Below are 11,289 nucleotides of genomic sequence, written 5' to 3'. Positions count from 1 at the left end.
TGGAGCTGCCTTGAGGCAGTTTTATTGTTCTCGGTCCGGTCGACAGGAAATCTGTCGGGCAATTCCTCTCCAAAAGAATCAGTTTGCTACGCCTCCACATGCTTATTTTTATTGTGTTGGAGTCGCTACGTGTTGTTTTTGTTATTGGGTGTGCTTTCTTGTTCTTGTTATGCCAATAACAAAGCATTCGTCGTGCCAGTTTTTATAAATCGTTATTTTTCAATGGCTTGTGATTTTTTCCTGTCAGGCGGAGCGTAGAACTCGCGCCAGATTCGTTACCGCGCACCTCAGCGGCCGTTACGCTGTACGAAAGGAGTAACACCTTTGGGTAACCCCTCTGTGGTGGGCCACACGCGAAGCGCGATGGGTGCGGTGACCGGCAGACTGCCAACTCGCGGCTACACAATGCAGGACACCCCGGCAGTGGTCACTGTCAGGGTGTCTATCGCTCGATGGGCATAAGAAGGTTCTTCGGCTGGTTAGCGCCTGAATCGTTCAGGCGTCTGCTGTCTGTACAGCAGTTTCCTTGCGTCTTGCTAGATAATCGCACGCCATGATGGCGAGCAATGGAACGACCCCAACACTCAGGGCAGCATGCCAGGATCCGACAAGGGCCACGAAGAGCATCCCCACGACAACGATCGCGGCAACGCAGTGGGCCAGGAAACGGCACAGTTCAAGTGCAACTACTTGTTGTTCGGCATTAATGTTCATGACGTCTGACTCCCCGTTTTTGTTGTAATAAGCAGCCTCTCTTTCATAGTAGCCAGCTGGCGCCAAGTCGCAACCTTAACCGACGTGCGGCACGTCTAGCCCGCGGATTACAGGCTATACACACTACTTTGGTCGATACCAGATGATTACTTTGGACGGTGTTGCGACATAAGCGTTATATATTGTGGAATCGATTTCCTGACTACATGTCCAATAAAAAACGCGCTTTTAGGCAGCGGTAAGCGAACAGTTCTAACCGTCGCCGTATGGCGGTTTCCTGGAATCGCAGGCAGCCCAATGGCTGGGCCGGCTCAATCCCATCCCTCACCCCGGCTGCAGCGTAACGTACGCCTCGCTTTGCCAGGTGTGCGTGAAAAGCGCGGTGCAGGCGCCGCCTGCAGCATCCCATCCAACTCCTGATAAACACCTCGTTGGCGCATATGTGCATGTTGCGATGCCTCGGCCAGCTCAAGCACCGGCGCGAAACAGGCATCACTGCCCTCCAACAAGGCACACCACTCGGCTTGCGTACGGGTCAGGAACAGGCGCTCCAACAGTTCGGCCTGTTCAGGCCATCCCGCTGGATCCTCACAACCCGCCCACAGGGCTTCAGGGGCATCGAGGCGCTCCAGCAATTCCCGCCAGAACTGGGGCTCCAGCGGCCCGATTGAAATCTCGCGGCCATCGGCACAGCGATAGCACCGGTAGTTCGGTGCTGCACCGGCCAGCGGATTGCGCTCGCGCTGCATATCGATCTGTCCACTTGGCAGCAAGCCGGCAAAGAAGGTCATCAGCGATGACACGCCATCGACGATCGCCGCATCGATCACCTGGCCCTGCCCCGAACGTTCACGCTCCCACAACGCGGCGAGAATGCCGACCGCAAGATAGAGCGAACCACCACCGAAATCGCCGATCAGGTTCAACGGCGGTATCGCCGTTCCGCTCTCGCCGCGGATTGCCGCCAGCGCGCCGGTCAAGGCGATGTAGTTGATATCGTGCCCGGCGGCCCTGGCCAGCGGGCCGGTCTGGCCCCAACCGGTCACGCGTCCGTAGATCAGTTTCGGATTACGTTGCAGCAGTTCATCCGGGCCCAGCTCCAGCCGTTCCATCACCCCAGGCCGAAAACCCTCGATCAGCACGTCGGCGGTCTGCGCCAGCTCAAGGCAGCGCGCACGCCCTGCTTCGCTGCGGATATCCAGTATCAGCGTCTTGCGCCCACGATCGACCACCGGATTGGGCCAGCCATTGCCACCCTCGCGCTCGATGCGCAGCACTTCGGCGCCCATGTCCGCCAGCAACATTGCGCAGTGCGGGCCTGGACCGATCCCTGCGAATTCCAGCACGCGTAGCCCTTTCAACGGGCCCTGCCTTACTTCGACGCCCTCACTCATCTTGCTTCTCCTGATTCGCACGCACGGGCACGCACCGCGCCGCTGGGCACGGGGCGTACTTTCCAGCAAACGGTTACTGATTCGCGGCGGTCAGCTGGTTCTCGACCAGATGGTTGCGATAGCGCTCGCGAAGCACCTTCTTGTCGATCTTGCCCGTAGCGGTCAGCGGCACCGCGTCGAAGATCACCGCATCCGGCATCCACCACTTGACGATGTTCGGCTCCAGATGAGCGAGGATCTTCTCCACGGTGACTTCGGCATCGGCATGCGGCTCGATCACCAGTACCGGACGTTCTTCCCATTTGGGGTGGAACACGCCGACCACGGCTGCCACCTTCACACCGGGACAGGCCGCCGCGACGTTCTCGATATCGATGGAGCTGACCCATTCGCCGCCGGACTTGATCACGTCCTTACTGCGGTCGGTGATACGCATGAAGCCGTCAGCGTCCAGCGTGGCGATGTCTCCGGTGTCGAACCAGCCATCCTCATCCAGTGCGCTCACTTCGCTGCGGTAGTAGCGCTCCACCGTCCAGGGTCCGCGCACCTTGAGGCTGCCGGAACTGACGCCGTCGCATGGCAGCTCACGCCCCTCCTCGTCGACGATCTTGAGTTCGATGCCGAATTGCAGGCGCCCCTGGCGCGTCCAGATGGTGTCGTTGGTGGCCTGCTGGCCACGTTCGGCCAGTTTCGGCGTCGGCGTCGCCACCACGCCCAGGGGACTGGTTTCGGTCATGCCCCACAGCTGGCAGACCGCGACGCCGTACTTGGTCTGGAAGGTCTCGGCCATGGCCCGCGGCACGGCGGACCCACCAATCACCAGCCGTGCCAGGCTGCCGGAATCCTCACCACTGCGTTCCAGATGGGCGAGGTACATGGTCCAGATGGTCGGCACGCCGCCGGACAGGGTCACGCCCTCGGTCTTGATCAGTTCCTGCAGGCTTGCGCCATCCATCTTGTCGCACGGCAGCACGAACTTGCAGCCATTGATCGCCGCGGCAAATGGAATGCCCCAGGCGGTGCCGTGATAGAGCGACGAGCACGGCATGATGCAGTCGAAGGCGGACAGCCCGAACGCGCCGGACAACCCGGCGGCCATCGCATGCAGCACGACCGAACGGTGGCTGTAGAGCACGCCCTTGGGATCGCCGGTGGTGCCGGAGGTGTAGCAGAGCACCGCGCCGGCGTTCTCGTCGAACTGCGGCCACTCCAGCGGCTGCTCGGCAGCGATCAGCTGTTCGTAACTCAGCACACCTTCAAGGCCGGAACTTGGCTGCGCGGCCAGTTCGATGAAATGGCGGATATTGCCCAGCCGCGGCCGCAGCCGCGCGACGCAGGCGGCAAAGCTGCTATCGAACAGCAGCACCTGGCTGCCGGCGTGGTTGATGGTGTAGACGATCTGTTCGTCCGACAGCCGCGGGTTGGCCGTGTGCAGCACCGCGCCGATGCCGGGCACGGCGAAGAACAGCTCGTAATGGCGGTGGGTATTCCAGGCCAGTGACGACACGCAGTCGCCGGGGCCGACGCCGAGCTTGCCCAGCATGCTGGCGGCCTGCGCCGAACGGGCGGCGAGCCCGGCATAGTCATAGCGCCAGAGGGGTTCGTCGACCAGCCGCGAGACGATTTCGCGATCACCGTGAGCACGGGCGGCGTGGGTGACGATGCTGCTGATCAACAGGGGGGCGTTCTGCATCAATCCTGGTTGCATGTTTCCTACCTCTATCTTGTTTTTATTGTGCAAGTACCGGTCGAGGAAACGGCGTTCTACCGGCACCACTTGAAATCACGTATCGATGCGCCGCAGGGCACGCAGGCGCAGCTGCTTCGGTCAGGCCGGCCCTCCGAGGTTGCGCGCGATGACCAGGCGCTGAATATCGCTGGTGCCTTCGTAGATCTGGCAGACCCGCACGTCACGGTAGATACGCTCCACCGGGAAGTCGGACAGGTAGCCATAGCCGCCCAGGGTCTGTATCGCTGCCGAGCAGACCTTTTCCGCCATCTCCGAGGCGAACAGCTTGGCCATCGAGGCCTCCACCAAAGCCGGCCGTCCGGCCTCTCGCAGCGCCGCAGCGTGATGGACCATCTGCCGTGCCACAGCGATCTGCGTGGCCATGTCGGCCAGACGGAACGCCACGGCCTGATGCTCGATGATCGGCTTGCCGAAGGTCTCGCGGTCGCGGGCATAATCACGCGCCGCTTCGAACGCCGCGCGGGCCATGCCCACCGCCTGGGCGGCGATGCCGATGCGTCCCCCTTCCAGGTTTGCCAGGGCAATGCGGTAGCCTTCGCCCTCCTCGCCCAGACGGTTGGCCACCGGCACGCGCAGGTCCTCGAAGGCGATCTGGCAGGTATCCGAGGCGTGCTGGCCGAGCTTGTCCTCGACCCGCACCACCTGATAGCCGGGGCTGTCGGTAGGTACGATGAAGGCACTGATGCCGCGCTTGCCGGCATCCGGGTCGGTCACCGCAAAGACGATCACCGTGCCGGCATGCTTGCCCGACGTGATGAACTGCTTGGCGCCATTGAGCACGTAATGATCACCCTCGCGCCGGGCGCGGGTACGCAGGCTGCTGGCATCGGAACCGGCCTGCGGCTCGGTGAGGGCGAAGGCGCCGATCTGCTCGCCGCGTGCCAGTGGAGCAAGGAAGTCGCGCTTCTGCTGATCGTTGCCGAAACGCAGGATCGGCACGCAGCCCACCGAGTTGTGCACGCTCATGATGGTCGAGCAAGCGCCGTCACCGGCGGCAATCTCTTCCAGTGCCATGGCATAGGCCAGGTAGCCGGTGTCGCTGCCGCCCCACTGCTCCGGCACCAGCATGCCGAAGAAGCCAAGCGCGGCCATTTCGCCGATTGCCTCGGCGGGATAGCGATGCTCGCGGCTCCACTGTTCGGCGAACGGCTTCAGGCGTTCCTGAGCGAACTGGCGAGCCATCTCGGCGATCGCGTTTTGATCTTCATTGGGCAGCATGGACGCCTCCTCAGATCAGTTCGACGGCCATGGCGGTGGCTTCGCCGCCGCCGATGCAGATCGCCGCCACGCCACGGCGCAGACCGCGGGCACGAAGGGCCGAAAGCAGCGTCACCAGAATCCGCGCACCGGACGCACCGATCGGATGACCGAGCGCACAGGCGCCACCGTTGACGTTGACCTTGGCGTGGTCCAGGCCCAGCTCGCGGATGCTGGCCATGGCGACGACCGCGAAGGCTTCGTTGATCTCGAACAGATCCACGTCTCCGGTGGACCAGCCGGTGCGTTCCATCAGCTTGCGGATCGCGCCGATTGGCGCCGTGGTGAACAGATTCGGCGCATCGGCGTAGGCCGCGTGGCCGTGGATCACCGCCTGCGGCTGCAGGCCCCAGCGCTCGGCTTCGGAGCGGCGCATTAGCAGCAGCGCGGCGGCGCCGTCGGAGATCGAACTGGAGTTGGCCGCAGTCACCGTGCCGCCTTCGCGGAACGCCGGTTTCAGACTGGGAATCTTCTCCGGCATCGCCTTGGGCGGCTGCTCGTCATCGCGAATCTGCCGCTGCTGTTTGCCCTGGGTAACCTCCAGGGCAACGATCTCATCGGTGAAGCGCCCTTCGCTGATCGCCACCTGAGCGCGGCGCAGGGACTCGAGAGCGTATGCGTCTTGGGCTTCACGGCTGAAGCTGAACGCGTCGGCGCATTCTTCGGCGAAGGTGCCCATCAGCCGGCCTTTGTCGAACGAGTCTTCCAGGCCATCGAGGAACATGTGGTCGAGCACCCGCCCATGGCCCATGCGGTAGCCGCCACGGGCGCGGTCGAGCAGATAAGGCGCGTTGGACATGCTTTCCATGCCGCCGGCGACGACGATCTCCGCGCTGCCCGCCAGCAGCTGGTCGTGCGCCATGATCACCGTCTGCATGCCCGAGCCGCACATCTTGTTCACGGTGGTACAAGTGGTGGCGCGGGTCAGCCCGGCGCTCAACGCCGCCTGCCGTGCCGGTGCCTGGCCCTGGCCGGCGGGCAACACGCAGCCCATCAGCACGTCCTGCACGTTCTCGGCCGGCAGGCCGCTGCGTTCCACGGTGGCGCGGATGGCGGCAGCGCCGAGCTGCCATGCGGTCATGCCCTGCAGGTCGCCCTGAAAACCGCCCATGGGCGTGCGCGCGCTGCTGACGATTACGATCGGATCATCTTTCATCTCTGCTTCCTTCACTTGGCGGCCATGCGCAAGGCGCCGTCGAGGCGGATCACCTCACCGTTGAGCATGCTGTTCTCGAAGATGTGCCGCACCAGCGCGGCGTATTCGGCCGGGTGGCCCAGGCGTGGCGGAAACGGCACGCCGGCGGCCAGCGAGTCGCGGATTTCCTGGGTCATGCCGGCCATCATCGGCGTTTCGAACACGCCGGGGGCGATGGTCATCACGCGGATGCCGAAGCGCGCCAGCTCACGGGCGGCCGGCAGGGTCATGCTGACCACACCGCCCTTGGACGCGGCATAGGCCGCCTGGCCGATCTGCCCGTCGAAGGCGGCAATTGATGCCGTATTGATGATCGCGCCGCGCTCGCCGCCTTCGTCAGGTGTGTTCTCGGCCATGGCTTCGGCGGCCAGGCGCAGCATGTTGAAACTGCCGATCAGGTTGATACCAACGACGCGGCTGAAGCCGTCCAAACTGTGCGGGCCGTTGCGACCGAGGACCTTCTCGCCGCCGGCGACGCCGGCACAGTTGACCAGTCCGTGCAGCGCGCCGAAATGTTCGCGGGCGGTGACGACGGCATGCCGTGCGGCCTGTTCGTCACGAATGTCGGCAACGACGCCCAGCGCATTGGGGCCCAGCCCCTCGGCAGTGGCAATGGCCGCCGCTTCGTCCAGGTCGGCCAGCACAACCTTGCCACCCGCCTCGACCAGCGCCTGGGCCGCTGCAGCGCCAAGGCCGGAAGCGCCGCCCGTAATGAGGAATACCTTGTCGCGAATCTGCATGGCTCTCTCCCGTGCTTGTTGTTATTCGGTGCGAAGCCGGGGTTATCTTTGGACAGCCACACGGGCGCGGCAATGGTCGATGTTCTCAACCTGCCTGACCGTTTTGGCCAATGGCAAAACGCGACTACGCCAACGCCGCGGTGTGCGTCAGCGGGCTGAAGCTGCGAGGCGAGGGAATCAGCGCCGTGCCGGCGCCAGAATCAGATTGCGGTAGTGGCCCGGATTGATCCCTGTCCACTTGCGGAACGCCTTGTAGAACGAGCTGACATCGGCAAACCCAAGGCGCTCGGCGATTTCCCCGTAGCTGATGGCGGCATCGGCCAGCCACTCGGTCGCCATTTCCTGGCGCAAGCCGTCCTTGATCGCCTGATAAGGCTGCCCCGCCTCCGCCAGCCGGCGACGGAACGTCGAGGCCGAGATGCACAGCGTCTGTGCCAGCGTCTCGCTGTCCGGCCAGCGTTCGGCAGGCAGGCTGCGCAGATGCTGCTTGATGCGACTCGCGAGACTGGAATGATCACGGTAGCGCACCAGAATGTTCGCCGGGGCCTCGGCGAGAAACGCACGCAACTCCGCTTCGCTGCGACGGATCGGCAGGTCGAGCACTTCGGCAGCGAAAATGATCCGCGTCGAGGGTCTGCGGAAACGCAGGTTGTCGGAAAACATCACCCGGTAATCGTCCGTGTAGTCCGGCTCGGCACAACGCAACTCGACCGCCAGCAGCGGGATGCGCCGCCCTACCAGCCAGCAGGCCAGACCGTGCAGCAGCATCCAGAAGGTGAAGTAGCAGAAGGCTCGCGCCGGCTCGGCGTTGCGCTCGCGCAGCACCACCTCTGCCAGGCTCTGGCTGCGGATCAGCTTGCCGCGCAGGTTCTCCAGCCCCAGGCCGAGAAACTCCAGCGCGTGAGCCAGCGCTTTCTCCAGCGTGGGCTGTTGCAGGCAGCTGCGGCTGAGAAAAACGAAGCTGCCCGAGCGCAGCCGGCGCGGGTCCATGCCGAAGAATTCGTCGTCGAAGCGCCGCGCCAGACGCAGCCAGAGTTGCGAGTAGTCGCGCACGTCCATGCGGCCGTCGGGATCTTGCAGGCAGGCGGGGTCGAGACCGATTTCCTCCAGCAGTTGCTCGGCGCTCAGCCGCGGCCCGACGAAACTGAGCAGTGCCTCGGCCACCAAACGGACGCTGATGCTGTCACGGCTGGCACTGGCCGTGCCAACCGCTGCGTCTGCTGTCGTTTGTGCCTCGATGATCATGCCGCTCGGATTCCTGCCGGTTGTCGATGATGCATGATCAACCAGGCATAGTCGCGCTGTCAGCCCTTGCGTCACATCCAGCCGAGCGTCAGGCCCATCACGATCAGATAGCGTGCGGTCTTGGCCAAGGTAACGATCAGCAGAAAGCTCCATAGCGGCTCACGCATGACACCCGCGACCAGCGTAAGCGGGTCACCGATGATCGGCACCCAGCTGAGCAGCAAGGTCCAGCGACCGTAGCGATGGTAGCTGTGCTGCGCCTTCGCCAGCTGGCGTTCGTTGACTGGAAACCAGCGCTTGTGGCGAAAATGCTCGACGTAACGCCCGAGCAGCCAGTTCACCAGTGACCCCAGCACATTGCCCAGGCTGGCCACGGTGACCAGCGCCCAGACCGCGTAACGCTCCGAAAGCAGAAGACCGGCAAGCACCGCTTCGGACTGCATAGGCAATAGCGTAGCGGCGCCAAATGCCGCAATGAAAAGGCCGAGATAGCCGGAAAGCGCGAACATCCACCGCCCCGCGAGCAGCATCCTGATTGGTGCGGCAGTATGCTCGAAATGACCTGCCCACGCCTGTGCTTACATCTCGTGGATACGGGTCACCTGCCGCGCCAGCCGCATCGTTTCGTGCTCTTCAAGGTGCAAAAGGTCTTCTGCCAGGTTGCGCGCGCCGTCAATTTCGGCGCGACGGGCCAGCGATCGATACAGATCGATGACCTGATTGTGGATGGTGAAGATATCCAGCGAGATCTCCTCCACGGTCATGGTGTCGTACGCCTTGCATGCCTGATTGCGCAACACCGGATTGCGTGTCAGATAGTCATAGATCCAGGTGTGCAACGCCTTCGGATCGGCGTGTTTTTCGATCTTGTCGATCGTCTCAGCCAGGGCACGCTCGTGATCGGCTACATAGACCAGCAGCCATTTGGCTCGCGTTTCATCGTGCTTGTCGGAGCACCGCGCCATGCAACGCGCCAGCATGGCGTGGGTGTCGCGTGTCCAGTCGATCAGGTCTTCGAATCGTTCGATCTTCATCGCCAAATCTCCGCTGTACGCCAGCGTGCAGGAAGCCAGCCAGTTTGTTTTCACAACGCTCGATTCTGTCGCCGCTGACGTTTTTTTCCATGACTCCGGTTAAGAGACTAGTTCACGCTGCCTGGCTGTACCGCGAGACCACCGCTCGACCTTGCTACAGATCATTACCATCCAATCAGGCCGCCAGGCACGACACTTAACTGGCATGCCCCGACGCCACACCGTCAGTGCCATTTCGCGTTGCTGATGCTACTGATCAGGCGTATGCGCCTGATGACCGCGAACATGCCTACCAGAACGCAGCCCTCCAGTGCTGCAGGCATAAGAAACACACTAAAATTGACGACTGAATAAATACCCCCATGGGTATATGATGAACCCGCCTACTTTTACGCATAGATGCTGGAGCATTCCGATGAAATCACTGTTGATCGCTGCCTCCTTCGGCCTGCTAGCCGCCACCGCTCAGGCTGTGGAACTCGAAATATCGCCCCAAGACGCCTACGCCCGTTCTCAAGCGGAGAACGCGCAAGTTCTATTCGTCGATGTACGCGACCCGGTGGAAATCATGTTCGTCGGTTTCACCGATGCAGTGGACGTCAACGTTCCGTTCCTGCTGGTTGACCGCAATACCTGGAACGATGAGCGAGGAGTGTTCCAGACCAATCGCAATCCTCAGTTCATTGCACAGATTCGGGCCGAGCTGGACACGCGTGGGCTGAGCAATGATGCCGAGATCATCACCATGTGTCGCTCCGGTAGCGAGCGTGGCAAGCCAAGTGCTGATTTTCTGCGCGATAACGGCTTCCCCAACGCCCGCTACGTTGTCGACGGATTCCAGGGCTCAGCGATAAAGGAAGGGCCGCAAGCGGGTTTGCGTCTGCAGAACGGCTGGCAGAACGCCAACCTGCCGTGGAGCCCGAAGATGAATCCGGAGAAGATCTACCGCACTGACCGATAATGACGATTCAGCCGCGTGGCAGAGCGGACGCCCTGCCGCGCGCGCATTACGGCGCATTGATATGCGCGTACTGCCGAACCAGATCCAGTGGTTAGCCGAACACCGTTACTGTCTGCCGACTCAGGGCGATCAGCTCGCCTGATGGCGTCCACAATGCGGCAGAGCAATGTCCATAACCGTCGCGCGCATGCTCGATCAGCGCGCGGTACATGCACCAGTCGTGCGTGTCGAGGCTGGGAAGCGGCTGGATGAACTCAATGGTCCACGTCAGCGAACTACCGGGGGCGAAGTTTTGCAGATGCGGCAGCACGGCAGGAGGCCAGGCATCGACCAACGCCAGCAGGTGTGCCTCGGTCATTGGCTCACGAGGTAAATCCCCACGCTGGCGGACCCAGCCGCCCATCTCGCGAGATGTGTTACCAGAGAACGGCAACCCGCCCATCCCCCAACGCATAGACAGGTACCGAGTGAATTCCGGCGTCACTCCCGGTACATAGGGTAGCTCCTGGCAGGCTTCCACTGGCGGCATCGCCGGCGCCGGTTCGGCCACAACATCTACTACCGAGCTCCGTGGCGCACCGAAACTACCCTGGACGATGGTGACAACCTGGCCATCCTGCACTGCGCGGCCGAGCATCTGACTAACGGCCTTGCCTTCGCGCAGCACTTCGGCCTCGAAACTCGCTGGCTTATCCAGTGCCAGCGGTCCGACGAAAGTGATTGCCAGCGAGCGCAGCGGCCTGCCCTCCGGCACCTTGGCGCGCATGCTTTCGAAGACCAGCGCAGCAACCAGGCCACCGAAGCCGGCACGGCCCTGCCCCCAACTGGCAGGCACTACCACGTTTTCGGGATTGTCACGTACCGCTTGCAGCAGCTCGCAAAGCTCCATATCCACCTCTTTATCGTCGTTATAACGAGCGATGTTATAGACGCGGTGGCACGGGTGCGAGCCCGTCAGGCGTGAGGCGAAGAATCAAATGCCGGATCATCCACGCCGGC

The 11,289-nt window shown here is 62.6% G+C and carries 11 protein-coding genes; 1 reads left to right on the top strand and 10 read right to left on the bottom strand.

What is annotated here, in order from left to right:
- Positions 1–495: 495 nt before the first annotated feature.
- From AAEZ08_RS00495 to AAEZ08_RS00455, 9 genes are all read right to left on the bottom strand, one after another.
- The gene (locus AAEZ08_RS00495) at positions 496–714 is read right to left on the bottom strand and encodes a hypothetical protein (protein ID WP_082332082.1); all 219 of its coding nucleotides are present in this window, start codon (positions 712–714) and stop codon (positions 496–498) included.
- 311 nt (positions 715–1,025) lie between these two features.
- The gene (locus AAEZ08_RS00490) at positions 1,026–2,108 is read right to left on the bottom strand and encodes a CaiB/BaiF CoA transferase family protein (protein WP_500123517.1); all 1,083 of its coding nucleotides are present in this window, start codon (positions 2,106–2,108) and stop codon (positions 1,026–1,028) included.
- A 73-nt stretch (positions 2,109–2,181) separates the two neighbouring features.
- Complete coding sequence (locus tag AAEZ08_RS00485; protein WP_483032190.1) at positions 2,182–3,801, bottom strand: long-chain fatty acid--CoA ligase; 1,620 nt, start codon at positions 3,799–3,801, stop codon at positions 2,182–2,184.
- A 135-nt stretch (positions 3,802–3,936) separates the two neighbouring features.
- Entirely contained in the window at positions 3,937–5,076 is a 1,140-nt protein-coding gene (locus AAEZ08_RS00480) for an acyl-CoA dehydrogenase (RefSeq protein ID WP_312955105.1), read from the bottom strand.
- Positions 5,077–5,086: 10 nt separating this feature from the next.
- On the bottom strand, positions 5,087–6,271 hold the full coding sequence (locus AAEZ08_RS00475; RefSeq protein WP_500123516.1) for an acetyl-CoA C-acyltransferase: 1,185 nt from the start codon (positions 6,269–6,271) through the stop codon (positions 5,087–5,089).
- Between the two features lie 11 nt (positions 6,272–6,282).
- Positions 6,283–7,050, bottom strand: coding sequence for an SDR family NAD(P)-dependent oxidoreductase (locus tag AAEZ08_RS00470; protein WP_500123515.1), 768 nt, complete (start codon positions 7,048–7,050; stop codon positions 6,283–6,285).
- Between the two features lie 177 nt (positions 7,051–7,227).
- Positions 7,228–8,295, bottom strand: coding sequence for an AraC family transcriptional regulator (locus tag AAEZ08_RS00465; RefSeq protein WP_500123514.1), 1,068 nt, complete (start codon positions 8,293–8,295; stop codon positions 7,228–7,230).
- 71 nt (positions 8,296–8,366) lie between these two features.
- Positions 8,367–8,804, bottom strand: coding sequence for a YqaA family protein (locus AAEZ08_RS00460; protein ID WP_500123513.1), 438 nt, complete (start codon positions 8,802–8,804; stop codon positions 8,367–8,369).
- Positions 8,805–8,873: 69 nt separating this feature from the next.
- Positions 8,874–9,329: an ATPase gene (locus tag AAEZ08_RS00455; protein WP_500123512.1), complete on the bottom strand. Its 456-nt coding sequence runs from the start codon at positions 9,327–9,329 to the stop codon at positions 8,874–8,876.
- A 415-nt stretch (positions 9,330–9,744) separates the two neighbouring features.
- On the opposite strand from AAEZ08_RS00455, the gene AAEZ08_RS00450 reads away from it, so the two are divergent.
- Positions 9,745–10,290 carry a rhodanese-like domain-containing protein gene (locus AAEZ08_RS00450; RefSeq protein ID WP_058065982.1) on the top strand — a complete coding sequence of 182 codons (546 nt, stop codon included), beginning with the start codon at positions 9,745–9,747 and terminating at the stop codon, positions 10,288–10,290.
- A gap of 91 nt (positions 10,291–10,381) precedes the next feature.
- Here AAEZ08_RS00450 and AAEZ08_RS00445 read toward each other — a convergent pair whose 3' ends face one another.
- Positions 10,382–11,179, bottom strand: coding sequence for an acyl-CoA thioesterase (locus AAEZ08_RS00445; protein ID WP_058065981.1), 798 nt, complete (start codon positions 11,177–11,179; stop codon positions 10,382–10,384).
- Positions 11,180–11,289 lie beyond the last annotated feature (110 nt).

Origin of the sequence: Pseudomonas sp. E45-MNA-CIBAN-0222, assembly GCF_040310405.1 — a bacterium.
Taxonomy (GTDB): domain Bacteria; phylum Pseudomonadota; class Gammaproteobacteria; order Pseudomonadales; family Pseudomonadaceae; genus Stutzerimonas; species Stutzerimonas stutzeri_AC.
Note: the sequence above shows the minus strand (reverse complement) of the source record. Positions and strands in the feature narration are given on the sequence as shown.

Coding starts and splice junctions, on each gene's coding strand:
- AAEZ08_RS00445 (WP_058065981.1), bottom strand. CDS start 11,179: ATGGAGCTTTGCGAGCTGCTGCAAGCGGTACGTGACAATCCCGAAAAC.
- AAEZ08_RS00460 (WP_500123513.1), bottom strand. CDS start 8,804: ATGTTCGCGCTTTCCGGCTATCTCGGCCTTTTCATTGCGGCATTTGGC.
- AAEZ08_RS00480 (WP_312955105.1), bottom strand. CDS start 5,076: ATGCTGCCCAATGAAGATCAAAACGCGATCGCCGAGATGGCTCGCCAG.
- AAEZ08_RS00490 (WP_500123517.1), bottom strand. CDS start 2,108: ATGAGTGAGGGCGTCGAAGTAAGGCAGGGCCCGTTGAAAGGGCTACGC.
- AAEZ08_RS00485 (WP_483032190.1), bottom strand. CDS start 3,801: ATGCAGAACGCCCCCCTGTTGATCAGCAGCATCGTCACCCACGCCGCC.
- AAEZ08_RS00450 (WP_058065982.1), top strand. CDS start 9,745: ATGAAATCACTGTTGATCGCTGCCTCCTTCGGCCTGCTAGCCGCCACC.
- AAEZ08_RS00465 (WP_500123514.1), bottom strand. CDS start 8,295: ATGATCATCGAGGCACAAACGACAGCAGACGCAGCGGTTGGCACGGCC.
- AAEZ08_RS00475 (WP_500123516.1), bottom strand. CDS start 6,271: ATGAAAGATGATCCGATCGTAATCGTCAGCAGCGCGCGCACGCCCATG.
- AAEZ08_RS00495 (WP_082332082.1), bottom strand. CDS start 714: ATGAACATTAATGCCGAACAACAAGTAGTTGCACTTGAACTGTGCCGT.
- AAEZ08_RS00455 (WP_500123512.1), bottom strand. CDS start 9,329: ATGAAGATCGAACGATTCGAAGACCTGATCGACTGGACACGCGACACC.
- AAEZ08_RS00470 (WP_500123515.1), bottom strand. CDS start 7,050: ATGCAGATTCGCGACAAGGTATTCCTCATTACGGGCGGCGCTTCCGGC.